This window comes from Pseudoalteromonas sp. Isolate6 (assembly GCF_022398435.1).
Taxonomy (GTDB): domain Bacteria; phylum Pseudomonadota; class Gammaproteobacteria; order Enterobacterales; family Alteromonadaceae; genus Pseudoalteromonas; species Pseudoalteromonas galatheae.
In genome coordinates, this window is the sequence record NZ_JAKEVK010000050.1 from 1 (window position 1) to 25,981 (window position 25,981).

Annotated in this window: 26 protein-coding genes; 13 read left to right on the plus strand and 13 right to left on the minus strand. The window is 42.9% G+C overall.

The window, feature by feature from the left end; all coding sequences use genetic code 11:
* The first annotated feature begins 86 nt into the window (after nucleotides 1-86).
* On the plus strand, nucleotides 87-974 hold the full coding sequence (locus tag L1D50_RS09525; RefSeq protein WP_128728813.1) for a LysR family transcriptional regulator: 888 nt from the start codon (nucleotides 87-89) through the stop codon (nucleotides 972-974).
* Here L1D50_RS09525 and murI read toward each other — a convergent pair.
* Both murI and L1D50_RS09535 read right to left on the minus strand, forming a co-directional pair.
* Nucleotides 971-1,792, minus strand: a complete 822-nt coding sequence (gene murI / locus L1D50_RS09530) for a glutamate racemase (protein WP_128728812.1) — start codon at nucleotides 1,790-1,792, stop codon at nucleotides 971-973. The two genes, L1D50_RS09525 and murI, sit on opposite strands and share 4 nt — an antisense overlap.
* 15 nt (nucleotides 1,793-1,807) lie before the next feature.
* Nucleotides 1,808-3,055: an FAD-dependent oxidoreductase gene (locus tag L1D50_RS09535; RefSeq protein ID WP_128728811.1), complete on the minus strand. Its 1,248-nt coding sequence runs from the start codon at nucleotides 3,053-3,055 to the stop codon at nucleotides 1,808-1,810.
* Between the two features lie 141 nt (nucleotides 3,056-3,196).
* On the opposite strand from L1D50_RS09535, the gene L1D50_RS09540 reads away from it, so the two are divergent.
* The gene (locus L1D50_RS09540) at nucleotides 3,197-3,517 is read left to right on the plus strand and encodes a 2Fe-2S iron-sulfur cluster-binding protein (protein WP_128728810.1); all 321 of its coding nucleotides are present in this window, start codon (nucleotides 3,197-3,199) and stop codon (nucleotides 3,515-3,517) included.
* Between the two features lie 125 nt (nucleotides 3,518-3,642).
* Nucleotides 3,643-3,852, plus strand: a complete 210-nt coding sequence (locus L1D50_RS09545; RefSeq protein WP_010368721.1) for a hypothetical protein — start codon at nucleotides 3,643-3,645, stop codon at nucleotides 3,850-3,852.
* Nucleotides 3,853-3,945: 93 nt separating this feature from the next.
* On the opposite strand, the gene epmB is transcribed toward L1D50_RS09545, so the two are convergent.
* Nucleotides 3,946-4,962 carry an EF-P beta-lysylation protein EpmB gene (gene epmB / locus L1D50_RS09550; protein ID WP_239965948.1) on the minus strand — a complete coding sequence of 339 codons (1,017 nt, stop codon included), beginning with the start codon at nucleotides 4,960-4,962 and terminating at the stop codon, nucleotides 3,946-3,948.
* Between the two features lie 42 nt (nucleotides 4,963-5,004).
* Here epmB and efp point away from each other — a divergent pair, with 42 nt between their 5' ends.
* Both efp and epmA read left to right on the plus strand, forming a co-directional pair.
* A complete protein-coding gene (gene efp / locus L1D50_RS09555; protein WP_010605834.1) occupies nucleotides 5,005-5,571 on the plus strand; it encodes an elongation factor P in 567 nt (188 codons plus the stop codon).
* A 67-nt stretch (nucleotides 5,572-5,638) separates the two neighbouring features.
* Nucleotides 5,639-6,613, plus strand: coding sequence for an elongation factor P--(R)-beta-lysine ligase (gene epmA / locus L1D50_RS09560; protein ID WP_128728808.1), 975 nt, complete (start codon nucleotides 5,639-5,641; stop codon nucleotides 6,611-6,613).
* Here epmA and L1D50_RS09565 read toward each other — a convergent pair.
* From L1D50_RS09565 to L1D50_RS09575, 3 genes are all read right to left on the minus strand, one after another.
* The gene (locus tag L1D50_RS09565) at nucleotides 6,610-7,824 is read right to left on the minus strand and encodes a methyl-accepting chemotaxis protein (protein ID WP_128728807.1); all 1,215 of its coding nucleotides are present in this window, start codon (nucleotides 7,822-7,824) and stop codon (nucleotides 6,610-6,612) included. The two genes, epmA and L1D50_RS09565, sit on opposite strands and share 4 nt — an antisense overlap.
* A gap of 93 nt (nucleotides 7,825-7,917) precedes the next feature.
* Nucleotides 7,918-8,640, minus strand: a complete 723-nt coding sequence (locus L1D50_RS09570) for a glycerophosphodiester phosphodiesterase family protein (protein ID WP_128728806.1) — start codon at nucleotides 8,638-8,640, stop codon at nucleotides 7,918-7,920.
* On the minus strand, nucleotides 8,637-9,500 hold the full coding sequence (locus L1D50_RS09575; protein ID WP_128728805.1) for a DMT family transporter: 864 nt from the start codon (nucleotides 9,498-9,500) through the stop codon (nucleotides 8,637-8,639). Before L1D50_RS09575 ends, L1D50_RS09570 begins: the two co-directional genes overlap by 4 nt.
* A 246-nt stretch (nucleotides 9,501-9,746) precedes the next feature.
* Between L1D50_RS09575 and L1D50_RS09580 the strand changes: the two genes are divergently transcribed.
* The 5 genes from L1D50_RS09580 to rlmB all read left to right on the plus strand — a co-directional run bounded on the left by L1D50_RS09580 (nucleotide 9,747) and on the right by rlmB (nucleotide 16,950).
* Nucleotides 9,747-10,727: a sensor histidine kinase gene (locus tag L1D50_RS09580; RefSeq protein WP_235956498.1), complete on the plus strand. Its 981-nt coding sequence runs from the start codon at nucleotides 9,747-9,749 to the stop codon at nucleotides 10,725-10,727.
* The gene (locus L1D50_RS09585) at nucleotides 10,724-11,326 is read left to right on the plus strand and encodes a response regulator transcription factor (RefSeq protein WP_128728803.1); all 603 of its coding nucleotides are present in this window, start codon (nucleotides 10,724-10,726) and stop codon (nucleotides 11,324-11,326) included. The genes L1D50_RS09580 and L1D50_RS09585 overlap by 4 nt, the downstream gene beginning before the upstream one ends.
* A 102-nt stretch (nucleotides 11,327-11,428) precedes the next feature.
* Nucleotides 11,429-13,618, plus strand: a complete 2,190-nt coding sequence (locus L1D50_RS09590; RefSeq protein ID WP_239965949.1) for an ATP-binding protein — start codon at nucleotides 11,429-11,431, stop codon at nucleotides 13,616-13,618.
* 79 nt (nucleotides 13,619-13,697) lie between these two features.
* Nucleotides 13,698-16,187 (plus strand): ribonuclease R, encoded by a 2,490-nt coding sequence (rnr, locus tag L1D50_RS09595; RefSeq protein ID WP_239965950.1) that lies wholly within the window; start codon nucleotides 13,698-13,700, stop codon nucleotides 16,185-16,187.
* 22 nt (nucleotides 16,188-16,209) lie between these two features.
* Nucleotides 16,210-16,950, plus strand: a complete 741-nt coding sequence (gene rlmB, locus L1D50_RS09600; RefSeq protein ID WP_095729921.1) for a 23S rRNA (guanosine(2251)-2'-O)-methyltransferase RlmB — start codon at nucleotides 16,210-16,212, stop codon at nucleotides 16,948-16,950.
* Nucleotides 16,951-17,405: 455 nt separating this feature from the next.
* Here the strand turns inward: rlmB and yjjG are convergent, their stop codons facing one another.
* From yjjG to L1D50_RS09615, 3 genes are all read right to left on the minus strand, one after another.
* On the minus strand, nucleotides 17,406-18,083 hold the full coding sequence (gene yjjG / locus L1D50_RS09605) for a pyrimidine 5'-nucleotidase (RefSeq protein ID WP_128728801.1): 678 nt from the start codon (nucleotides 18,081-18,083) through the stop codon (nucleotides 17,406-17,408).
* On the minus strand, nucleotides 18,083-18,616 hold the full coding sequence (gene yjjX, locus L1D50_RS09610; RefSeq protein WP_128728800.1) for an inosine/xanthosine triphosphatase: 534 nt from the start codon (nucleotides 18,614-18,616) through the stop codon (nucleotides 18,083-18,085). The genes yjjG and yjjX overlap by 1 nt, the downstream gene beginning before the upstream one ends.
* Before the next feature lie 97 nt (nucleotides 18,617-18,713).
* A complete protein-coding gene (locus L1D50_RS09615; RefSeq protein ID WP_128728799.1) occupies nucleotides 18,714-19,613 on the minus strand; it encodes a phosphoribulokinase in 900 nt (299 codons plus the stop codon).
* A gap of 135 nt (nucleotides 19,614-19,748) precedes the next feature.
* On the opposite strand from L1D50_RS09615, the gene L1D50_RS09620 reads away from it, so the two are divergent.
* From L1D50_RS09620 to phnW, 3 genes are all read left to right on the plus strand, one after another.
* The gene (locus L1D50_RS09620; RefSeq protein ID WP_239965951.1) at nucleotides 19,749-20,633 is read left to right on the plus strand and encodes a hypothetical protein; all 885 of its coding nucleotides are present in this window, start codon (nucleotides 19,749-19,751) and stop codon (nucleotides 20,631-20,633) included.
* A gap of 60 nt (nucleotides 20,634-20,693) precedes the next feature.
* Nucleotides 20,694-21,710, plus strand: a complete 1,017-nt coding sequence (galE, locus tag L1D50_RS09625; RefSeq protein WP_239965952.1) for a UDP-glucose 4-epimerase GalE — start codon at nucleotides 20,694-20,696, stop codon at nucleotides 21,708-21,710.
* Between the two features lie 211 nt (nucleotides 21,711-21,921).
* On the plus strand, nucleotides 21,922-23,028 hold the full coding sequence (gene phnW / locus L1D50_RS09630; protein WP_239965953.1) for a 2-aminoethylphosphonate--pyruvate transaminase: 1,107 nt from the start codon (nucleotides 21,922-21,924) through the stop codon (nucleotides 23,026-23,028).
* 541 nt (nucleotides 23,029-23,569) lie between these two features.
* Here phnW and L1D50_RS09635 read toward each other — a convergent pair.
* From L1D50_RS09635 to L1D50_RS09650, 4 genes are all read right to left on the minus strand, one after another.
* Complete coding sequence (locus tag L1D50_RS09635) at nucleotides 23,570-23,728, minus strand: hypothetical protein (protein ID WP_167815403.1); 159 nt, start codon at nucleotides 23,726-23,728, stop codon at nucleotides 23,570-23,572.
* A 34-nt stretch (nucleotides 23,729-23,762) separates the two neighbouring features.
* Complete coding sequence (locus tag L1D50_RS09640; protein WP_138523610.1) at nucleotides 23,763-24,083, minus strand: hypothetical protein; 321 nt, start codon at nucleotides 24,081-24,083, stop codon at nucleotides 23,763-23,765.
* Between the two features lie 12 nt (nucleotides 24,084-24,095).
* On the minus strand, nucleotides 24,096-24,722 hold the full coding sequence (locus tag L1D50_RS09645) for a hypothetical protein (protein ID WP_239965954.1): 627 nt from the start codon (nucleotides 24,720-24,722) through the stop codon (nucleotides 24,096-24,098).
* Nucleotides 24,723-24,909: 187 nt separating this feature from the next.
* On the minus strand, nucleotides 24,910-25,692 hold the full coding sequence (locus L1D50_RS09650; RefSeq protein ID WP_138523606.1) for a site-specific integrase: 783 nt from the start codon (nucleotides 25,690-25,692) through the stop codon (nucleotides 24,910-24,912).
* Nucleotides 25,693-25,981 lie beyond the last annotated feature (289 nt).

The following is a 25,981-nucleotide window of genomic DNA, read 5'->3' on the forward strand; positions in this document are numbered from 1 at the left end:
ATGTAAATACTTCTTTTATTGTTTATTTCTTTTTTCTGTTTTGTTAACATTTATCGAATTGTATTGAAGTGTTGGAAGGGGTTGCAATGGATAGGTTGGGGGCAATGGAGATTTTTGTCAGGCTAGCTGAATTAGGGAGCTTTACAGCAGTTGCAGATGAAGCCAACACATCAAAATCTAAAGTGAGTAAAGAGCTGAGTAAACTTGAAGAGTATATAGGGGTACGGCTCTTCCATCGTTCAACTAGACACATACGGTTAACCTCATTGGGCGAAGCCTACTTAAAGCGATGCAAGAGTATTTTGAAGGAAGTGGAAGAAGCACAATCCGATATTCAGTTGTTACAAGATAGACCTGCAGGGAAGCTCAAGGTGAGTGTACCGATGGCACTTGGCCTGACTGATTTAGCGCCGTTATTTAGCGAATTTATGAAATTATATCCTCATATTGAGTTAAATATATATTTAAGTGATGAGTCGGTAGACCTAATTGAGCAAGGATTTGACATAGGGTTACGTGCAGCAAGTACAGCATTTGATTCAAATTATATAGGTAAGCGTTTAACTCAGTTTCGCTACCATGTTGTCGCATCTAGAGAATATCTAGATTCCCACTCACCGATTACTGTTCCCAAAGATCTTGAAAAGCACAACTGTTTTATCTACAGCTACTTTAGAAAAAAAAGCGTTTGGCCGCTGGGATCTGGAGTGGCAGTGTCTGGTTCGCTCAAAGTTAATAGCACTATCTTTATGATGGAGCTTATCAAGGACGGATTAGGTGTAGGTTTTATTCCAGAGAGTGTTTGTAAACCTCTACTAGAATCCGGTGAAGTAGTGTCTATACTTTCCGAGTATAATAAGGCTAGTTTAACATTATACGCCATGTATCCTGCTCGACATCATGTCCCGACATCACTGCGTTATTTTTTAGATTTCTTTCAAGAGCACTTTAAAAGAATCAATGCAGACAATTAGACAATGATGTCTAAATAACTCAAGGAGCTTTGGCACGATAAAAAATTAGCAATTCTCTGTGGGTCTATGTCATGCCTACGGAGCGAATCAACCACATTTATACTCAATGCCCCAGGAAAAGAAGTATTATTTGTGAATTCGGAGATATTGCTCAATATCTCTTGGACACGGTTGGCAACAGCTTCTCCAGAGTCAATAATCTTGATATGAGCTGGCAGTATGGTGCTAATTTCCTCAAGTAGCAAAGGATAGTGGGTACAGGCTAAGACGACTACGTCACAATCATTAATGCTTATGGTGTGAGCGATTGCTGATAGCTCTTTTGCAACCCCATTTAAATATGATGCCTTACCCATTATTTTTTCTTCTGCTGCAATCACTAATCGCTGGGAAGGAAATAGCTGTACATTACAATTTGCCGCATAGTTATCAATTAGTGTATTGACGTACTTCGAATTGATAGTGAGCTCGGTACCAAGCACGACAAATGATTTATTTAGACTAATAGTCGAGGCCGGCTTAATTGCAGGCACAACACCGATAATTGGCAATTTGAATTCTTGGCGTAGTTGCGTTAAAGCAATAGTACTAATGGTATTGCAAGCAATAACAATAGCTTCTGGGGGGCGTTTACCGATGGCAGCTCTGAGGATCTGTATCACACGTGGCACTAGTTCGCTTTCGGATTTACTACCGTAAGGGAAGTAGTCACGATCAAATACATAATCTATATTAAGTGAAGGATTTTGCTTCATTAGTTCAGCAACAATGGATAACCCACCAACACCTGAATCAAATACCAAAATAGAAGGCCGCATATAAATTATTTCTCGTTAAACTATTTCTTTTTCAGATTGCTTTATGACTGTATCAGCTAGGGCATATTCACTATTTTGTAATTTCTCTTGTTCAAGCCTTAGACCTTTCACTATGGCTTGTTTAGCAAATATAAAAGCGCTGGGGTGATTGATACATTCGGTTGCAACAAGTTTCTCGTGAGAAAAGTACCATAGTGATAGCTTATTGCTTTCAACTCTCTCAATCGTATGAGTGTAATTACTAGCTAATCCAGCAATTTGTAACTTAGTGTCGAATTGATCTGACCAAAACCAAGGGAGTTCAGATTTAGGTTCTGGTTGGTTGCAAGCATGAGCTGCTATCCTTTTAGCAGTTGATATCGCGTTTTGTACTGACTCTATACGCATATACTGGCCGATATCAGTGGAAAATTGACTAGCACAATCTCCCGCAGCATAAATACAGGGATCGTTGGTTAAGCCATTATCATCGGTAGCAATACCATTATCTACTTTCAGTTCTGCCTGTTCTGCAATGTGAGTATTTGGTTGTACTCCAATTCCAATTAGGACAAGATCACAATCTACTTTCAGTCCTGCAGCGGTAACCACACCTTCGACTTTTTTGCCTCCGGTAAACTCAGTAGCTTTACTATGAGTAAGTATCTTAACTCCATTTTCTTTTTGTATTTCACTTAAATACTTGCCTACGCTTTTGGAACAAACACGATTGAGAACTCGCTCTTCGTGTTCTAATAAGGTTACATTCAAACCAAGTTTGGTCAGGCTGCTTGCTGCTTCTAACCCGATAAATCCTCCTCCAACCACGACAGCAGATTGAGGTCGATGTTGAGCTATAAACTGCTTTAATAAATTAGCATCGGTTAACGTATTAAGATAAAAAATATTCTGCTTGTCGCTGCCTGGAATAGTAAGCTGGCGAGGAGTTGCGCCGCTACAAATTGCTAACTTTTCATAATCTAGCTGTTGTTCATTACTCAGCTCAATTTGCTTTTTATGTCTATCAAGCTTTCTTACATGCGCATTATCAATGATTTCGATACCTTTTTTTTGATAAGCAGTAAGGGGCTTTATTCTGATAGCGTCGCTGGATTTTTCCCCTGTAAGATAACTCTTAGATAGAAAAGGCTTTTGATATAGACTAGTAGCCTCCACTGCAAGCATTGTGATATCCCCTTGCCAGCCCTCTTTCCTCAAACTCAAAGCTAGTTGCGAGGCTGCTTGTCCGGCACCAATAATAAGAAAGCGATTTGCTTTATTCATCAATAATCTCTGGGAAAATTTTTTTTCATGTTGCCATTCTATTTAGGAAATGAAAACTGCAAAAAGTTACACCTATCTCCTTTGCTATTTAAGCGCTAATGTTGTGCTGTATTTTTATTAACTAAAAGTTAGAGGGTGAAAATGCCTAACGTTATTGTTACAGATGTAGAGGGTCAACATTCATCAATTTCTGTGAGAGAGGGTGAGATCTTGATGGAAGTCTTAAACGAGAATGACTTTGAAGAAATTGAGGGAGTGTGCGGAGGCATACGTTCGTGTGCAACTTGCCATGTTTATGTAGATAAGAAATGGTTAGATAAACTTGTAGATAAGCACCAAGAAGAGTCAGAGTTATTGTCTGGATTGGAAGCACAGCAAGCCAATTCGAGACTTTCATGCCAAATTATTATGACTAGCGAATTGGATGGCTTAGAAGTTACAGTAGCTCCAATGGAGGACTAAATGTTTCGTTATACAGGCCAGTTATTCACCTCTTTTTATTCTAAATATTTTTAAAAATAATACTAAAGGTCTGACTTCGTTAGTCGATAACTAATCTGATCCATCAAAAAGTTAGGTAATCACTTATGAATATTTCCGGAAGTAACCTACCTGCGATGTCTGGAGCTGGTCAAAGCGGTGAAGTATACAGCGCCGTTTTGGCAAAAAAGCAACAGAAAGCAGATGGACAAGCCGCGCTTGCTTTAATTGAATCTGCGGGCAGCAGTGCAGCAGCACAAACGCCAGCTAAATCAGTGACAGCAACGCTAGGCAACAACATCAATACATACGCGTAAGCTTATGTCTGATGGCACGTTGTCTTCGGCATGTCCGATAGATATGTGCAACGCAATCGGTGCTAGGGTCATTAGCACCGATTTTTTGCGCTCTTAACCGAGTAAACCTAGGTCAATCGGCGTTTTACTTGGCTGACCGCCAATCTCTCGCACTAATTTGGGCACCAAGAATCCCGGTAGTACTTCCAAAAGTTCAGCCATTATCGCCTTGGCTTCACGTTCTTCTACATCAAAATGACTAGCGCCTTCTACCTTATCGAGTAAATGCAAATAATAAGGCAGTATATCTGCATCGAATAGTGCTTCACTCAATTGGGCTTGGGTTGCAACATCGTTATTAATTCCTTTAAGTAACACAGCTTGGTTTAGCAAGGTCACATTGGCTTGTTTAAGCCTTTGCATTGCGGCTTTAAAAGTATCATCGATTTCATTTGCATGATTAATGTGGTTTACCAAAATCACCTTTAAATGACTCTGTGCTAAACGTTGGCACAATTCCTCGGTTACTCTCGCTGGGATCACTACCGGTAAGCGGCTGTGAATACGTAAACGTTTGATTTGTGGTATAGCCTCTAATTGTTCTAGCACCCAAGCTATCATGTTATCTTTGGCCATCAGCGGATCACCGCCGCTTAAGATCACCTCATTGATTTCAGGATGAGCGCGTAAATACTCAAATACTGGCTCTAAGCTCCGTTTGTTGACCTGATTATCCTGATAGGGGAAGTGGCGTCGAAAACAGTAGCGGCAGTTGACCGCACAACCAGTTTTGAGCATGAGTAATACCCTAGATCGGTACTTATGTAACAAACCAGGTACAGGTGCGTCTTGTTCTTCTAGTGGATCTTTACTAAATCCCGCTTCAGTTAAATATTCCTGATGTACAGGTAACACTTGTAATAGCAAGGGATCATGACGATCTCCGTGGCGCATTTTAGCGATAAATGGGCGAGGTACTCGCATAGGAAACAAGCGCTTAGCTGCAAAGTCTCGTGCATCAAATTGGTCATGCAACCCCAAGATGTTGAGCAGCTCTTGTGGGTCAGTGACAACATTTGCTAATTCTTTTTGCCAGTTAGTCTGCAAATTTACTTCATTTATTTGTATCATTAGCAGGTTAATTACTCGAATATACGTAGATTAGAGGATACGATGGCGAATTATAGCACCAACGAGTTCAAGGGCGGCCTAAAAATTATGATGGATGGCGAGCCTTGTTCTATCTTAGAAAATGAAATGGTCAAGCCTGGTAAAGGACAAGCGTTTAACCGCGTTAAAATCCGTAAACTTATCTCAGGTAAAGTACTAGAGAAAACATTTAAGTCTGGTGACTCAGTGGAAGGCGCAGACGTAATGGATACTGATCTAGCGTATTTATACACTGACGGTGAGTTCTGGCATTTCATGAACAACGAAACATTTGAGCAGATCGCAGCTGATGAAAAAGCAGTAGGCGATAGCGTAAAATGGTTGGTTGAAAATGACGTTTGTACTATCACACTGTGGAATGGTAATCCAATCGCAGTAACACCACCTAACTTTGTTGAACTTGAGATCACAGAAACCGATCCAGGCCTGAAAGGCGACACCGCGGGTACTGGTGGTAAGCCTGCAACGCTAAGCACAGGTGCTGTTGTTCGTGTTCCTTTGTTTGTTCAAATTGGTGAAGTGATCAAAGTTGATACGCGTAGTGGCGAATACGTAAGCCGCGTAAAATAATAGCGTAAAGCAATTTACGATGTTTAATAAATCCCAGCATGTTGCTGGGATTTTTTTGGAGTAAACAATGACGGTGAACAATTGGCAGCCAAGTGCAACAATAGAGACGCTTAGGCAAAGGGCTGCGATTTTAGCGAAGATACGGCATTTTTTTGCTGCTCGTGATGTGATGGAAGTCGATACGCCAAGTCTTTCTCAAACCTCGGTGACTGATCCTCACTTAGATACTTTCCATACTCGATTTGTTGGCCCAAACCACAGCCAAGGCTTGCCTTTATTTTTACAAACGTCACCCGAGTATGCGATGAAAAGACTACTTGCCGCCGGCAGTGGTGCGATTTTCCAATTATGTAAAGCTTTTCGTAACGAAGAGTCAGGGCGTCATCACAATCCAGAATTTACGATGTTAGAGTGGTATCGTCCGGGCTTTGACGAGTTTGACTTAATGGCGGAAATCGATGAGCTGATGCGGATGTTATTGGATTGTCCAGCTAGTGACTCGATGACTTACCAGCAAGCCTTTGAGACATACCTTGGGTTTGACCCTTTGAGCGTGTCGCTAGCGGAATTAAAAGCGCATGCCAACAAATACGGTTATGGTGATATTGCAGCCATCGAGAGTAATCCAGATACTTTACTGCAGTTGCTATTTTGCATGGAAATTGAGCCTAAAATAGGTCAGCAAAAGCCTTGTTTTGTTTATCATTTTCCTGCATCGCAAGCTGCACTGGCAAAACTTAACCCGAAAGACAATCGTGTTGCTGGGCGTTTTGAGCTCTATTATCGCAATATGGAGTTGGCTAACGGATTTAATGAACTGACGGATGCGGTAGAGCAAAGGGCGCGTTTTGAGCAAGATAATCGGCTCAGAGCTGAGATGGGATTGCATCCGGTGCCAGCTGATGAGCGTTTACTGGCTGCACTCGACGCAGGCGTCCCCGACTGTGCTGGTGTTGCACTTGGTATCGATAGACTAGTCATGCTGGCGTTAAATAAAGCTAGCATCAGCGAAGTACTCACATTTGATGTTTCGCGGGCTTAACGCCGCGAAACAAAGCGAGTAAGTTCTTTTTGAGTAGTTTCTGTGAGCTTTTGAGCACTTTGGCATTCAGCTAACGCGCCATCAATTTGTGATTTAGATTGCTGACCCAGTTCGACAATTTGTTGCACTGCTTGGTGAGTATGTTTTTGTGTTTCTTCCAGTTGGTGCACCGCACTAACAATCTCTTCTAATTGTGCTTGATTGCGCTCAAAGTCATCACTCATCGAAATAAAACCTTTAGAGGTATCGCTAATAGCTTTCTCTGCTGAACTTGAGTGAGAAATCAACTGTTCTGATTCTTGATTGGTTTCACCGACCAGCACGTTCATTTGGTTGATAAAATCGCTGATCTGGCGAGTAGCAGCATTGACCTTGACCGACAGCGCACGAACTTCATCGGCAACCACTGCAAAGCCACGCCCCGCTTCACCTGCTCGAGCTGCTTCGATTGCTGCATTGAGCGCCAGCAAATTGGTTTGGTCGGAAAACTCTTCAACCATTTTTAGAATGTTGCGAATGTTCTCGCTATTTTCTTTCAGGCCTGAAACCGTCGATGAGAAATTACCAAGTAGTGTGGTAATTTGTTTTACTTCAGCAACGAGCTTAGTTAACGACTGAGATGAGCCGCGAACAAAGTGCAAGCTTTCGGTATTGGCCTGATAAACCTGATCGGTATTGTGCACAATACTTTGTAAACTGTGGCTGACCTGATCGGAAGCGGCAATAATCGTGTCACCTTGGCTCAGCTGTTGTTGTCCATATTTGGCTGTACTTTGCATTGAGCTGGTGATATCGCGGTTGCTTTGTGTTGCTGCAGCGGCGCTTTCGTATGTTTTTTCCAACAGAGCACTAAGGTGGGTAGTAAACGCGTTATACTGCTCGCTTAAGTCTCTAAACTCGTCATAAGTGAACTGTGGTAGTTTTGCATCTAAGTTACCGTCTTGGCGGTTAACACGTTCCAATGAGTCTTTCATTGCCTGCACTGGCCGCACAATTAAAAAGCGCATATAAAAGACGGTAAACGCAAAAGCGGCAAGGATCACAATAGTGATCAACCAAAATGCTCCCATATTCGCGCCAGACTGAGATAGCTCTGAATACAGCCAAAATAAACTAATTGCTTGAAAGAGAAATAAAAAACCTAAGTTACCAACAATCTTTCGAGTTAAGGTAAAGAAAAATGTCTCTTCTAAAAAATTATAAATGCGCATATATAAACTCATATTGGGCTCATCATTGTGCCACTTTATTTGTCTCAGTATAGATGAGCTAAATGGAATAACAATGCTAAAGCGATCAAGCAGTTACTCAGTTGGGGTGGCGTAAGCACCAATGCCCTGTAAATACATTTTGGTTTGGCATGGAAAGTTGGTGAAAATACCATCCACCCCGAAATCTAGCATCATATCTATGTCTTGTTGTTTATCGACCGTATAAGCAAATACCTTTAGTCCGCGAGATTTTGCGTCTAGTACATATTCATGATTAATAAAGTTTTTGTCCATATGGATGCTGTAGGCATGGAGCGATTCGGCAAATTGAGCATAATGAACTGGAATAGAAGCCGTTAACGCGCCAATTCTCACCCAAGGTAACTTTTGCTTCAGCCACAATAGTTGGTGATGGTCAAAAGAAGAGATGAGTAACTGCTCTCTTGTGATCATCCCCTGTTGAATATGGTCTTCTATATAGGTCACAAACTTATCTAAGCCAAAAGTGTGTTTTAGCTCTAAATTGATATCTGTCTGCTTACCTATGGTGGCAAACACCTGTTGTAGCGTTGGAATTGACTGCCCTTTACCGGCATCAAGTGTGGCCAAGTAGGCTTGAGTTTGCTCATTGACTCTGCCCACGCCATTGGTCGTTCTGTCCAGCCAAGTGTCATGGATAATGGCGTAATCATCCGCGCAACTTTGCACATCCAACTCAATACCATCAACGCCAATATGCAGAGCTGCTTCTATTGCAGCAAGTGTATTTTCTGGATAGCTGCCACTGGCTCCACGATGCGCTAGGACTTGAATCATGCTTTTTTCCTTGTAATAGACCAAGTTTCAAAACAGGCTGCACTAACTACCAACAACCCGCCTAGTAATGTTGTAAGTGTCAACGTCTCGTGTAACAGAATATAAGCTAATAGTGTTCCATACAATGGCTGTAAACAAGAAATTAATCCTGCAGTGGTGGCAGATAAATAACGTAGACTGGAGGCAAACAAGGCGTGTGGAATTGCCGTAAATATTGCTCCTGCAAGTAAGATTAACCAGAGGTTTTCTGTGGAAACTTGCTGAATTGGCACTTCCACAAATGCTAACAGCATGAGGCATGCAACAAGCGTTTGGTAAAGCATTGTGTGTGGGCCGCTATAGTGAGAAAAGAAGCGCTTTTGGAGCAAGTTTCGCAGCGCAAAGAGTGCGCCCGAGAATACGCCCGTAATAATCCCCAAGGTAACTTGGTTGCCAAGGTTCGCTTCTGGTACTAACAGATAGATACCAAATAACACTGCACTCGCACTGATAAAGTCCTTTATTTGCACGCGGCTGCGAGTGAAGAGCGGCTCTAAAAAAACGGTGATCACTGGGTAGGTGAAAAAGGCAATGATCCCAACCGCAATACCCGCCATTTGCATGCCTGCAAAGTAAGTCACCCAATGGAGCCCAACGATGACACCAAGAACTAAAGCCGTTAGATAATCTTTTTTGTGTATTAATTTTATCGGTTGCCGTTGTATTTTGAGTAACAGTAGCAGCACAACAAAGGCTACGGCGGTACGGTAAACGGTGATATCCAGTGCTGAGAGTGAAATTAATTTTGAAAATAATGCTGTTCCACCAAATAATAAAACGGCACTATGGAGCGAGAGCAAAGCGGATTGTTGTGGGCGCATATTGAATATTAGAACTGTTTTTTAGCAGTCTATCATTTAATCGCTTTGAGATGACAAGATTGTTGACACTTGTCACTCAACATTCTGCGCTTAAACGTAAATAATAATAAAAAGAGTGAATCAGAGAAGCTTGTGTCCATAACCACAGAATTTACCCTAGTTGAGAAACGGCGCTCATTTTGGAATGCCGGACCCCTTATATTTTCAACCTTTTATTTTTTCCCATTGATATTTAATTGGGCGCAATTGAGCGCAGTTAATATTGCGTTGCAAGTTGTTGTGTACCTTAGTTTTGTCCTGCTCTATTGGCAGAGTATTACAAAAACGGGCAATGCGTTGGTGATGAATTTAGTGCTGATGGCAGGGCTTTGTGTTGCAGGTAGTTGGGTGACGACCGGGACGAGTTCATTATTTGGCTTTATTGCTTTTTTTTGCGGTTTTAATTTGCTCCCTCGCTATAAAGTCATTGCGATGTTTATCATTGTCGTTCTGGTGTTACTGACTGCCAAATATGTTGCCACACAGCAAACGGTTTACTTTTTGATGCCTGCCTTATGTGTGGCATGCGGACTCTTTATTTTTGGTTGGATGTCTCACCGAGAACGGGTTCACCGTGAGTTACAGCGTCAAAGCGAAGAGGAAATTAAACGTTTGGGGGCCGTCGCTGAGCGAGAGCGTATTGCGCGCGACCTACATGATTTACTCGGCCATTCGCTTAGCTCAATAGCGTTGAAAGCAGAGTTGGCGAGCAAATTTGCCGCTGCAAATGCACTAGAGCAAGCGCAATCAGAAGCGCAGCAGGTTGCAGACTTAGCGAGAGAAGCACTAAGCGAAGTGCGCCAAGCGGTCACCGGCTACCATCAGCTAGCGCTTGATGCTCAGCTGCACATTTTGGCATCGAGGCTAAAAGATAAGGGCATTGCAGTAACGCTTGAATTGCAGGCGGTCACTTTAGATAAAGTAAGCGAAGCCTGCTTGTGCTTTTTTGCTAAAGAAGTATGCACTAATATTATTCGCCACAGCGACGCCGATAAGGTTAGTTTCACACTAAGGCAAACTGATAGTAATGTCTTTGTGGAAATTAAAGATAATGGCTCTATAAAGTCCATAAAAGAAGGGAATGGCTTAGTGGGTATTCGTACCCGATTGAAAGAATGCGGTGGTCAGTTATTGTATAGCACGGAACAAGGCGGATATTTTAAGGCGGTAATAGGGGATAACGTATGATCAGAGTGTTTATTGTTGAAGATCAAGCATTAGTTAGGGGAGCAATAGCAGCATTACTAAATCTAGATAGAGACATTGAAGTGGTAGGTGAAGCTGAGAATGGTGAAATTGCAAAAGCAGAATTAGCTAAGTTAACGCCTGATATCGTGCTAACGGATATTGAAATGCCACAAGTTACTGGTCTTGAGCTTGCTCAGCACTTACAACAAAAAATGCCAGACACAAAAGTGGTTATCATGACGACCTTTTCTAAGGCGGGCTATATTCGTCGTGCGATCGCCTTAGGAGTAAATGGCTTTGTATTAAAAGAAGCCCCAAGTGAGTACTTGCTATCAACGCTGAAAAAGGTAATGAAAGGACAAAAGGTCATCGACCCTGAGCTTGCTTTATATGCGCTTGAAGACGCAGACCCACTTACTGATAAAGAGCGTAAGGCGCTACGTTTGGCGAGCGAAGGGTTGAAAACAGCCGAAATTGCAGGGCGGCTATTTTTGAGTGAGGGTACGGTAAGGAACTATTTATCCGACGCCATCGCGAAATTACATGCGACAAATCGAGTAGATGCAGCTAGGATTGCTAAGCAAAAAGGATGGCTGTAACCAACTGTAATAGCTTATATTTACTTAGTACTTCAAAATGATCGGACGCAGTAATATACTGCGCTATTCCAAAAGTAATGATAATGTATTATTTTGAGTGTGATGATGGATCCAAAAGTGCTTATTCAAGTTACCGCAATAACGACTGTGATTTGCTCAGTCTTTATGGCAGTGAATTGGTGTATTAATAAAGCTCTTCCCGGTACGCGAGATTGGCTTATTTTCATTGTGCTCACTGCAATTGGCTGTGGTTTATTAGCTGCATATTCACTTCCCATTACGGTCTCTATTTTTATTCCAAACCTTACCATTGCATTTGGGCTTTTTTATCTGGCTCGTGGTGTTGACGCGTTTTTTAGTGTGAAAAGCAGTTATATGCCCTGGTATATACTAGCCACACTAGGCATTCCAAGTTTTACTTACTTTTTGTACGTAGATTTTAATTTTATAGCTCGCGTTGCGATTAACTATTTAGTTTGGGCGATGGCGATGATTTACTGTCTACGGGCATTAAATAAAGGCCAAAAATTATTATCGAAGGAATTTAATGTGGCACATTGGGCGTTTGGCCTATCGTGCTTGAGCTTACTGGCGGTATTTACTTTTAGAGTGGTCATGCTTGGTGGCTATTCAGTGACAGATAGTCTTGTTTCAGCAAATTGGGTTAACCAGTTCTTTGCTGTTACTGTTAGTACGATGCCACTGCTGCTGTGTTTCTCTTTATGCTTACTATGTAGTGGTCGACGTGAAAAAGAACTATACCTATTAAAAACTGCTGCTGAGCACTCAGCACAAGTCAAGGGACAATTTTTAACGTTATTAAGTCACGAATTAAGAACACCACTAAATGCCATTGTGGGTCATGCTGAATCGCTGAAAAAAGTACCGCGAGAGCCAAATCGTCATGCTGAATTATGCGATGTTATCGTCCATGCTGCGATGTCGATGTCAGATTTAGCTAATCAGGTATTGCTGCAAGCAAAAGGGGAGTATGCTGCGCAAAATCGCGTACCTGTTTCGCTTTATAGTCTCTCGCAAGAGTTAATCCGCCTCTTACAGCCGCTGGCGTTGGCTAAAGGATTGAACTTAAGGGTGGAGGTTAAAGGTCTGTATCCGCAAGATGTACATGTTATTGAGCAAGATACACTGTCTTTAGTACTCAGAAATCTGCTTTCGAACGCGATTAAGTATACAGATAAAGGTGTCATTACACTGATCCTAGAAGGAACAAGTCGTGATGAGGATAAGCAAACAATTCGCTTTGCTATCAAAGATACAGGTAAAGGGCTGACTGAAGGACAAATGGAAAAGATCTTCGAACCTTTTGTGACGTTAAACAATGAGCAATCCATCTCGCAAAGTGCTGGGTTTGGGTTGGCATTATGCAAGCAGCTATTGCAAGGGCTAGATTCTGAACTTAACGTCGACAGCAAGCTTGGTACCGGCACTGTGTTTAGCTTTGAGCTAGATTGTCAGTGTAGTGATTCACCGTTACAGAGCACAGAGTTTAATACAGAGAAGCTGGCGCTCAATGTGCTTGTTGTTGAAGATAACGCCATGAATATTGATGTGATCAGTACCTATTTAAACGATATGGTGAGTGAGTTCTCTATTGCTAAGTGCTTAGCAGAAGCCGAAGTTGCGCTATTAGAACATAATTTCGATATTGTTCTGCTGGATATGCGCTTACCTGATGGTAATGGCCTTGAGTGGTTTAAAGAGGGATTCAACGAAATTGGTTTTACCTCAAGCGTAAAGGTTGTAGCGTTAACGGGTGATGGCGATCCTGAATTGAAAAGACGATGCCTCCGGGCTGGCATGCAGGACTGCTTAACTAAGCCGGTCTTGCCGAGCCGTTTATATGCATCACTTGAATGTGCGACTGTAAAAACAACATCGCGTTTAGAATGTAAAACGTTAATTGATCAGTCAAGATTTATGGACCTTGCGAACCGGGAAAGCTCAGGTGTGTTGGCAACGAAGTTAATGTATTTAGCAGACAGGTTTGAATATGAGATTGCGCAAATTAAAGGACTCACAGAGTTAAATGTAACTGATTTAGCCGTTGATAAACTAGCCTACATTGAAAACGAAGCGCTGGAGCTTGGCATGGTGAATTTTGCAGAGCTTGTTCAAGCAGCAACAGTACAGCTGAGTTACTCTGAAGAGCAAGTCGATTGGGACGCACTTGCGCTGCTTGCTAGACGCTCGGTTGAGCGTTTATTAGAGCTTCACGCTCAAATTTCAACATTGGAGTCAGTATCAAATCCAGTGGTTAATCTATCTGCATAAAAAGATTCATCGATCTTGGCCTAGGTCATTAGGCTATTTTGGGTTAAAATAACAGCATAGCTTATTTAACAAGACAGTAATGCCAAAACAGGATCCCTATCTCGATAGAGAACAGCAAAAATACGACAATCCAGTACCTAGTCGCGAATTTATCTTAGAACACATTAAAAGCGCGGCCAAACCACCTTCTTTCTCTCAATTGTGTAACGATTTAAAAGTGCAAGACGAAGAACGTCAAATTGCGCTTAAACGCCGTTTGCGCGCAATGGAGCGAGACGGTCAACTGCACTTCAATAAATTTAAGTGTTACACCATTCCAAGTGATGATGGTCTAGTCAAAGGCCGCGTTGTTGGACATCGTGACGGCTTTGGCTTTTTAGAAGTCGAAGGCGAACCCAAAGATTGGTTTATCACTAAGTATCAAATGGAGCGTGTGCTGCATGGCGATTGGGTGTTAGCGAAGGCTGGCAGTCGAGGCTCAGGTGGTAAGGTGGAAGCGCGCATTGTACGGGTACTTGAAAAAGAGCGTGCGCCAGTCGTCGGTCGTTATTTTGTTGAGTTTGGCATGGCAGTTGTGGTGCCAGAAGATCCTCGCATTACTCAAGATATCATCATCGTACCTGGCCAAGAAAATGGTGCTCGTCATAATCAAATGGTGCAGGTAGAGATCACTCAAAGCCCTAGCAAACAAATGAATGCAATGGGTAAAGTACTTGAGGTGCTTGGCGATCATATGGCACCGGGTATGGAAATTGAGGTGGCACTTCGCAATCATGACATTCCTCATGAGTGGCCAAGTGAGGTAGAAGCACAAGTTGCAAACCTTGGTGAGTTTGTTGAAGAGTCTGCCAAACAAGGCCGCGTTGACCTGCGTGATTTACCGTTAGTGACCATAGATGGTGAAGACGCCCGTGACTTTGATGACGCCGTGTATTGTGAGCGTAAAAAGTCAGGTGGTTGGCGTTTATGGGTTGCTATTGCGGATGTGTCTCATTATGTAGGCAAAGGCACTGCGCTTGACAAAGAAGCGATTGAACGTGGTAACTCGGTGTACTTCCCTGAGCAAGTTGTGCCAATGCTGCCTAAAGTGCTATCGAACGGTTTATGCTCATTGAATCCTAAGGTAGACCGTTTATGTATGGTTGCGGAAATGACCGTGTCCGAAGCGGGTCGTTTGTCTGGCTACCGTTTTTACGAAGCCGTGATGAACTCTCACGCTCGTCTTACTTACACCAAAGTCCATGCGATTTTACAAGGTGACGAAAAGCTCAGAGCCGATTATCAGCCTCTTGTGCCTCATCTTAGTGAGCTCCATAACATGTATATGGCGCTGAAGGCTGCAAGGCAGGAGCGTGGCGCGATTGAGTTTGAAACTTTAGAAACGCGCTTTGTATTTAATGCCCATCGGAAGATTGACTCTATTGTGCCTGTGGTTCGTAACGACGCTCACAAGCTGATTGAAGAGTGTATGATCTTGGCGAACGTGTCAGCAGCAAAATTATTGGAAAAACACGAAGCCCATAGCTTGTACCGTGTTCATGATGAGCCAGATCCTGAAAGGTTGAGCCAATTTAGACAATTCTTGCAAGACTTGGGTATCGAAAGCCAACTGCCCAATGACCCTTCGCCTGAGGAGTTGACGCAAGCGATCGAGTCACTGGGTGACCGCCCTGAAAAAGAATTGATCCAAACCATGCTACTGCGCTCAATGAAGCAAGCGGTATATCAGCCAGAAAATATTGGCCACTTTGGTTTGGCCTTAAAAGCGTATGCACACTTTACCTCACCAATTCGCCGCTATCCGGATCTGGTGGTACACCGTGCTATCAAAGGTATTTTGCAACAACAGCAACAGCCAGTGAATGGCGCTTACATCTACAATGAAGATGAAGTGAAACAACTGGGTGAGCAGTGCTCAATGACAGAGCGCCGCGCTGATGACGCCACTCGTGAAGTTGCTGATTGGCTTAAATGTGAATTTATGCAAGATCATGTTGGCGATGAATTTACCGGTGTGATCTCATCGGTCACCAACTTTGGATTATTTGTGAGGTTGGACGACCTGCAGATTGACGGGATGATCCATGTTAGCAATTTAGGGCATGAGTACTTCCACTTTGATGGTGCAAAGCAATGTTTGATTGGCGAGCATAGTCGTACGGTGTTTAGACTCGGCGATAAACTTACCGTTGTGGTTGCTTCAGTTAGCTTGGACGATCGCCGCATCAACTTAGCTTTGGCTGAAGAAGGTCTTTCAGATCGCTATTCAAGGCGTCGAAAATCGCCGAAAAGCACAGCAAGTAGTGTTCGTGAGCAGCTAAAAACGGGTAAAATCCCAGGAGCTAAGCGCCGTGACGGTGAAACGTCTGGTCGCGATAAAGATAATAAAGGCGATGACAAAGCCAAAAAGCGCAAAAGAACGACCCCTAAAGGGGAGCTCAAACAGGCGAAAAAGGCAGGCACGCTGAAGTCGAAGAAGAAATCGGCGAGTAAAAAAGCCAAAGCGGCAAAGGGCAAAGCAAAACGCCCAGGTAAAAATGAAAGAAATCGCAGCAAAAAAGCGCAATAGATTATAAAGCGGGAGCTTTAACGTGAGTAACGAATTAATTTTTGGCTTTCATTCAATCGAAGCCATTTTGAATAACGCGCCGGAGCGCTTTTTAGAAATTTATGCACTAAAGGGACGTGAAGATAAGCGTTTGAATCAAGTCGTAAACGATGCCCGAAAGTTTGGTATTTCAGTGCAGTTTATGCAGCGTAAAGCGCTTGATAACAAAGCGAATGGTGAGCAACATCAGGGCATTATTGCCAATGTTAAAGCGGCGCGCGCATACAATGAAAAAGATCTTGATGAGATCATTCAAAGAGAAACCACACCATTTTTCTTGGTACTTGATGGGGTAACGGATCCTCATAACTTGGGTGCATGTCTGCGCAGTGCTGATGCAGCAGGTGTACATGGTGTGATCGTACCAAAGGATAAGTCTGCAAAGCTAAACGGCACTGCAAGAAAAGTAGCGTGTGGCGCTGCAGAAACGGTTCCGCTTATCCAAGTAACCAACCTTGCTCGCACATTGCGTGATATTAAAGAAGCCGGCGTGTGGGTTGTGGGTACGGCAGGTGAAACCGATACAGCTGTTTTTGATGCAAACCTGACTGGGCCTATGGCCATTGTAATGGGCGCTGAAGGTGATGGCATGCGCCGTTTAACTCGAGAGCATTGCGATGAACTGGTTAAGATCCCGATGGTAGGTAGCGTGTCTAGCTTAAATGTATCGGTTGCGACCGGTGTATGTCTATTTGAAGTGTTAAGACAGCGCTCAGCACTTTAATCACTTAATAAGCGCCGGCTTTCACGGCGCATCTTCAAAAGCTTTAAGAGATCGCAAGGTAAACTTGCTCCTACTCAGCTCTACTTTTGGCAGGAGCCAATTTAATCGGCGAGCTTTCTTTGGTAGGAGTCGATTTACTCGGCGAGCTTTTAATAATCCGCAAGGTAAACTTGCTCCTACTCAGCTCTACGTTTGGTAGGAGCCGATTTATTCGGCGAGCTTTTAAGTCCGTAAGGTAAACTTGCTCTTACTCAGGTCTACCTTTGGTAGGAGCTGATTTTCGCGGCGCATCTTCAGCAGCTTTAAGAGCTCGCAAGGTAAACTTGCTCCTACTCAGGTTTACCTTTGGTAGGAGTCGATTGTCTCGGCGAGCTTTCTTTGGTAGGAGCCGATTTTCACGGCGAGCTTTTTAAACCCCGAAAGGTCGCCTTACCCCCACACAATTGTACAGGGCATTACCCCATTAAAATCGCTTGCAACTCTCTAAGAGACTCTACGGTATAGGTTGGCTTGATATGCTCGGGGCAGACTTTGCCATCATGCTTTAACCAACAGCTATCAATCCCAAAGCGGTTTGCGCCTAAAATGTCACTCGCTGGCGTGTCGCCAACCATTAATACTTTGGATTTATCGGGATTCCCCAACAGCGCTAACGTATGCGCAAAAATACTCGGATCTGGCTTGGCTTTACCCACCAACTCAGAGATCACCACTTCAGAAAAACGATCCACAAGGCCGGTATGTTCCAATCTTTTTTGCTGAAGCGCGGCAAATCCGTTGGTAATAATAGCCAAAGTACATTGGCCTTTCAGGCTGTCGAGTAATGCTTTTGCACCCGGTAGCGGTTGGCAAATTTCTGCCATCGCTGCCAAGAATCCCGCATTGAGCGATTCAGGCGCAACATTAAGTTTTTCAGCCCAGCGGCTAAAACGCGTTACCTGAAGTGTTTTTGCGTCAATTTCACCATTTTGATACTGCACCCAAAGTGGCGCATTCAAGCTGTTATATTCTTCGTAGTCCTCGTCAGTGAACACAACGTCATATTGAGTAAACAGCGTTTGTAATCCAAGTTTGGCATTAAAGCTAAATAAGGTTTCATCCGCATCAAATAAAATATGTGTATAGTTCGGCATTATAAATACATCTCTGGGTGATTAAAGGGTGCCATCGCGAGTAATAAGGCTTGCGTGTAGCTACTTTCTCTGGTGGCAAGATGGTTGGTTAATAAACCGATCGCACCGCCTTGCTGCTTGATATTGGTGGTGTTGAACAGGTCGTCCATTACATGTCCTAGCTCTTCACCTTGTTCAAGACGTGTGTACACCGACGCCGGAAGAGGCAAATTACAACTACGGCCGACACTCCTACGACGGTTATCCGCAATGACGACATAAGCAAAAGTAGCTGCACCATATTCAAATTTGGCAGCGCCTCCTTCCATGGCACAATAAAAATCCGCTTGATGATGTTGCTGTAAGTAAGTAACACGATTCTCTGCGCCTTCGCGGGTGGCTTGTTCACCTAAAGGCTGATCCGCAACGAGACTCGGCGCTGAGATACCCTGACAGTCAATTTTTGCATTGGGAAAGTACTGCGCAAAGATGGTTTTTGCAGCATTGATTTTTACTGGGTTTTTAGACCCCACTAAAATGGTAAGCACGTCCATATAACAACTACTCGTGATGCCCTAAAAGGCGTCAGTGTAAAGTGTGATATGGAGCGATGCAAGGAAGCTATTATTCCTTATCAAAACATAAGCTGGGTTAAATCGGTAAATCGACTGGTGCCATATTCTCAAGGGCGCGTTTCTTTATTAATAATTCTTTGATAAGTGGAGTCAGCACCAACTCCATTGCCAATCCCATTTTTCCGCCCGGCACAACTAACGTGTTTACACGAGACATAAAGCTGCCCTCAATCATTTGTAAGTAGTAAGGGAAGTTAACATCTTCGATGCCACGAAAGCGAATAACCACAAAGCTTTCGTCTAATGATGGTATGTCTTTAGCACTGAATGGGTTAGAAGTATCTACGGTGGGCACGCGTTGAAAGTTAATGTGCGTGCGAGAAAACTGCGGGGTGATGTGATTAATGTAGTCATCCATTGAGCGCACAATTGACGTCATGACCGCTTCTTTGGAGTGGCCGCGCTCATTGGTATCGCGAATGAGCTTTTGGATCCATTCAAGGTTGATGATAGGCACCATGCCAATCAATAAATCAACATTGCTGGCCACATCATATTCGGGGGTCACGACACCGCCGTGCAGCCCCTCATAAAACAGCATATCGGTGTTTTGTTCTAGCTCTTGATAAGGAGTAAAAGTGCCCGGTAGCTGATTAAATGGTACGGCATCGTCAAACGTATGAAGGTAGCGACGGACTTTGCCATTGCCGGTTTCGCCATAGCTTTTGAACAGACTTTCTAATGCGCCGAAGTCATTGGCTTCTTCACCAAAGTAGCTAATGTGCTTACCTTCTTGCAGCGCTTCGCGACGCAATTTATCCATTTCAGGGCGAGTGTAGCGATGAAAGCTATCGCCTTCGACATAGGCGGCTTTGGTATTAAGACTGCGGAATATGTGTTTTATCGCGCTTGTCGTTGTTGTAGTGCCTGCGCCTGAACTACCAGTAATGGCGATAATAGGGTGTTTGTCTGACATAAATCTGCCTTAGCTTTCATCATCCGTTAATTCGATGTTACGCGAAGCAAAGTTTTTGGCAAGCTTTGCTTGAGGGCGAGTGTTGGGTATCATAGCGGGGTGATATAACTACAATGAAAAATCAAAGGAACGTCCATGCCCATTTCAATGCGTGTGAAGCTCGCAGTTTGTCTATTCGCTTTCGCGTCCTGTTTACCGGCTTATTCAGCCATGCCCAAAAGCCAAATTTGGCTAGCTGAATTAGGTGAATATTTCAGTGCTAAACCAATTACCGAAAACACCGCATATTTTAATCAGCCGCTAGTGACTGATTCTGGGGTTTACTACACCGCGGAAGTTAGCGCTGATGGCAATAGTCAAACGGATCTGTTTTTCTACGATTTTCAAAGCCAAAACACAACCAACCTCACGCAATCCCCTGTCTCCGAATATTCGCCCACATTACACCCGAATGGGGAAGGGTTAACGACGATTGTGGTTGAGGGATCCGGTAAGCAAAAACTGTGGTTTTATCCGTTTGATCAGGCTACAAAACCAAGTCGTGTTTTTGAGCACATTGAACCTGTTGGATATCATGCTTGGGGGAGCAACCAAGATCTGATTATGTTTATTTTAGGTGCGACTGAAAGTGCTCCGCATACCTTACAATACACAGATATTAACGGTCATTTACCACAAATACTTGCCGAAGATATTGGTCGAACTTTGTCTTACAACCGTGCGCGTGACGTATTTGCTTTTACTTATCAAGTCAATGGCTTGATGTGGTTCGCAACCTACCACAGAGAGAGCGATCATATTCAGCGATTTTTTGCTCTTCCCAGTCAAGTGCAAGATTATACCTGGTTGGATGATAATAAAGTGGCGTATGCACTAGATAATAAAATTTATTACCGAGATTTAAATGCGCCTAAAAAAGTCCACTTATTAAGAAACTTAAGAAGTTACTGTCAGACTTCAATTTCTCGCTTGAGCTTTTTTGATAACAAGCTGGCATTTGTATGCCACAGCGAAGACTGATAGCGATACATTAAATTGCATGTTAAACGCAATACATAGATAACAACCGTAGGAATAGATATGACGATTCTCGTAACAGGTGGCGCAGGCTATATTGGCTCTCACACTGTATTAGAGCTGCTACAGCAAGGCAAAAAGGTAGTGGTCGTAGATAATCTAAGCAATTCTCAGCAGACTTCATTAAATAGAGTCGCTGAGATAGTAGGAAAGGAAGCTGCATTCCATCAAGGTGATATTCTTGATAAGGCATTTCTTGATAGTGTATTTGCGCAATATGATATTGATGAAGTGATCCACTTTGCAGGCTTAAAAGCCGTAGGAGAGTCGGTTCAAAAGCCAATCGAGTATTATCAAAACAACGTCCAAGGTACGTTAACGCTCCTTGATGCAATGCGTGACGCTAATGTATTTAAGCTTGTTTTTAGCTCGTCAGCGACGGTATATGGAGATCCTGCCAGCCTTCCTATTCGTGAAGATTTCCCAGTTGGTGGCACAACCAATCCTTATGGTACGTCAAAGTTGATGGTTGAAATAGTATTACAGGATGTCGCTAAATCAGACCCGCGCTGGGCCTTTGCTATTTTGCGTTACTTTAATCCAGTGGGCGCACACGAGTCGGGACTAATTGGTGAAGACCCCAATGGTATTCCCAATAACTTATTGCCCTACATCTCACAGGTTGCTGTTGGTAAGCTGGCGAGTTTAGGCGTATTTGGTAACGACTATGACACCAAAGACGGTACGGGCGTGAGAGATTACATTCATGTGGTTGATCTAGCTATTGGCCATTTAAAAGCGCTTGAGAAAATCGCAGTAGCAGCAGGCACACATATCTATAACTTAGGTACCGGCAATGGCTACTCGGTACTTGAGATGGTTACCGCGTTTGAAAAGGCTGCAGGCAAAGCTATACCCTATGATATTAAGCCGCGTCGCGATGGTGATATTGCCGCCTGTTATGCTGCGCCTGAAAAAGCCAAATCCGAATTAGGCTGGCATGCAGAGCGTGGATTGGATGCCATGATGCAAGATACATGGCGCTGGCAAAGCAATAATCCAAACGGTTATAAATATTAACTAACTTCTTATCCTGAGTTCAGGTTAAATAACCTAAACTCGGGATAACAACCAGAGCCTCTGTTGCTTCTCTTCGCCTTTGCCATTTAGGGTAAAGGCGAGGTTTCACTGAACTTCATTACTACATCAATTTTAGTTTCATAAAACTGTCATGCCGTTGTCACCTAAACTCGGTTAAATAATCTGGTATAGACCAGTTTAGAGGCAAGTTATGAACAACGATTATTTACTCCTGACGCCAGGCCCACTTAGTACCTCTCACACCGTGAAAGAAGCCATGTTGAAAGACTGGTGCACTTGGGATGATGAATATAACCAAGGTGTGGTGCAAGTTATTCGCAAGCAGCTTTGTGAAATTGCGGTTGCAGATCCGCAGTATCGCAGTGACTACAGCGCAACCTTAATGCAGGGCAGTGGTACAGCAAGTGTAGAGGCGGCTATTGGGACTTTTACTCCTAAGTCTGGCACTTTACTGGTTATCAATAACGGTGCTTATGGTGCGCGTATTATTGAGATAGCCAATTATCTAAATATTAATGTGATAGCGCTCAACTTTGTTGAAACCGAATTGCCGCAACTTGAGCAGATCTCACAAGCGCTTGAGCAACACCCTGAGATCACCCACGTAGCAATGGTACACTGCGAAACTACAACGGGGATGCTGAACCCGGCTAAGCGCGTAGCTGAGCTTGCGAAACATCACAATAAAGTAATGATCCTTGATGCCATGAGCAGTTTTGGCGGCATTGAGATGGATATGCACGAGTGGCAAATTGATATCCTCATTAGCTCAGCAAATAAGTGTATTCAAGGTGTTCCAGGTTTTGGCTTTGTGATCGCAAAAACGGCGCTGCTGGTTGCCTCTGAAGGACAAGCACGTTCACTCTCGCTGGATCTTCACGCCCAGTGGAAAACCATGGAAAATCATCATGGTAAATGGCGTTTTACCTCGCCAACACATGTTGTCAGGGCTTTTGCCAAAGCACTAGAAGAATTGGCGCAAGAGGGAGGCGTTTCTGCGCGATTTAAGCGTTACAGCGAAAATCAAAAACAACTCGTTAGCGGCATGAAAGCTCTTGGTTTTGAAGCCTTGTTACCAGAAGCCATGCACTCACCTATTATCACTTCTTTTTATTCACCAAGTGACGAAAGCTATGAGTTTAAGCGCTTTTATGAAGCATTGAAGCAAAAAGGATATGTGATTTACCCCGGCAAAGTATCAAACGCAGATTGCTTTAGGATCGGTAATATTGGCGAAGTGTATGCCGCAGATATTAGCGGACTACTCGAAGCTATCGCACAAGCAAAATACTGGTAAACCGTCAGAGTAGGAGCCGCTTTACGCGGCGATGGGTATTGCTGAAGCAAAGTATTGATAAACCGTTAGAGTGGGAGGCGCTTTACGCGGCGATTGCTATTACTGAAGCAATATACTGGTAAACCGTTAGGGTAGGAGACGCTTTACGCGGCGATTGCTATTACTGAAGTAAAATACTGGTAAACCGTTAGGGTGGGAGGCGCTTTACCCGGCGATTGCTATTACTGAAGCAAAATACTGGTAAGCCGTTAGGGTAGGAGACGCTTTACGCGGCGATGGGTTAAGGGGGTTACACCCCTTTAGCTAAATAAATGAGTAGCGAACCTTCAATTGTGTTAAGGATAGCCTAATCTGGGCTGCCACTTTCCCATAAAATGATTCTGCACTCATTAAAGCTGGAGGCTAACTAAGAAAAATCACGTTTTACCAAATCACAGATCATCACTGTGCTAACAAAAGCTGGAAAGTTTCCTGTTTGCGTAGTAAATACTGCATAAGCAATGGTACGTATTCCAACGCTGGGTTGTAGAATCTGTAACTCTTATATTAACGTTACATAGTGTTCGTTAAATTCATCAATAGATACAAAATACTCTTCTTCTGTATCATCCCGCTTCACTTTAACTTGTAAGCTGTTAACTTGTACTATTGTTACAGCAAAGCCGCCTTGTGCATGGCTATAGACGCTCCCAATTTCCATTTTTAATCCCTCGCTGTTAATCCAATATTGTTTTTTAAAGACCAGGTTTATCTAAAATGATTCTGTTTTCTGATATTCGCTCAATGACAATTGAACCATTATCGTAAATATATGCTCTGTAATCATTAAGCTTTACATGAGTTGGGTTTTTGTCTTCATCCTGCCAAATGTCGATTCCAAGCGAAAAAAAACGCATTCTATCTGGGTGGTTTTGTGGCAATGATGTAAACGTATTTTCTACATCTTCTAATATATCTTTGACCAGCTTATGAGCTGAGTTTCTGTCATGTGCGGGTGGAGCGGCATTCACTCTACTTAAAATTTCTTTCACCCGTTCGTGCTTTGGAGTTTTCATTGTTTTCCAATACTAACTTTTCTTAGCTGAGTTAATGTAAATAGGGTAAAGCTTATTCTTATATAACTCAAAAGCTTTACTATTCTTAATACCCTCTCGCTGTTTTGTGCTACTAAATTTATTTAACACCATAGATGGATCTGGAAGTGGATCATTAGTTGTATACATTGCTTGACTCTGTATGTTCAGAGTTGTTCCAGTCAAATAATCTCTTAAAGCTCTTTCTATTTTTTGGTGGGAGATTGGCTTATCTGCTTGAGTATTGAGCGACGATGTTATTTCATAAATTTTAACGAAGTTAAGGCCAGTATCATAAGCAAGGTCTTGCGGTGAGTCTGCCATTGTCGGAAGTGGTATTATGAGTGAGTCGACCAATGCGTCAGCAATTTCTTTCAATCTTGCTATATTCCTCTCCGCTTTTTCGTTTTCTTTTGATAGCTTTACTTCATTTCCCCCAATAGAAAAAGACTCGATTTGGTCTACTAGCTTTATCAAAAGAGTGACCACCAAACCAAGAGTGACAAATGCAATGAACTCAGAGCCGCTAAATAAGCCTTCACGCAAAAAATAATAGCCTAGTAGTATAAAGATTATAAAAGTAAACACAGAGAGTAGGTTTTTCATAATTGTGCCGGTCACTTGGAGCTCTCCATAATCATTGCTTGAGCGTGGATCGTTTTACTGTCTTCAATGAAATGATATGGAGCCCCATAAAGCTTCCACCCATCTACTTGTGACCTGTTTACGCGATTTTCTAACGTTCTAGACTCTAGAGCTTCATTTCCCTCCAAAGAAAGTAGGTTGTTAGCTGTGACAATCTTGTATTTCATTTTTTGCAAATTCCTAATTGTGGTATTGTTTTATATAAATCGTTTAGCGCATCAGTTAATTTTTGTGGATCAGGTATTATGTATGTGTCGGTCATGCCATCACTTACGTGGCCTATTGCCATTTGTATAACGTCATACGGCACGCCTGCGTCAGACAGTAAGCTGGCTGTGCTTTTTCTCCCTGAGTGGCTTGAGCCTTGTTTGAAGCCGCAGCTCTTAAACAGGTTTCTAACGTAATTCTCCATACTGCTACAGACTAGCGTTTCTTTTTGCCCGTCTTTGGTTTGATACCTTTTTACGTTAAACGACAGAGTTACCCAGCGCTTCCCGCTTCTAGCTAAAAATAAAGGGCTGTCGCCATTTAAACCACCATAACTACCATCACTTGATAACATGGCTTTATCCGCTATGCGCTTGTCGCGCCACGACCAAATTGCCTTACGTTGCTGTTTTAATACTAAAGCGCAATCACGACTTTGACCTGTTTTGGTGTACTTAGCTTTCATTCTGAAAATTGATTTAAGCTCCCCTGAATGAGTAAATACATCTTTAACTTTAAGATGGCAAGTCTCACCAATGCGCGTTAGCGAGCCGAACAAAAACCAAATTAATGCAACGTTTCTCTCAGCTGTCTCACCTCGATTCGCATTAGCCAAGATGTGTTTTAGCTGCGCTTTACTCTCTATTTTACCCGCACCTTTTTTGCTTGCTTCTAATCGCTTCACAGCATCAGAAACTGGCCTTTTTCGCATTGGCTTATGACCTTTTGTAAATGGCATATAACACCCGAACAGCGCCAAATTCCAATATAGATGATATTTTAGTCTATAAAATTCAAATGCGCCGTGTTTTGGGGTGATATTGGAATAGTCATTTGGAGTGCAAAGGCTTAATCAGCCTTTGCAATTTGATAGACTAAATTTAATTGAAGAATGCCTCTAGCAGCTCTCGGATCAACCAAGAAGCTATTCCTTGCTTGAAACCTTTTTGAAAGTCATTTTTCGTTGTTTTGTTATCACTAGTTTTTTTGTTGCTAATTTTGGACATCTTACGACTCCTATATTTATT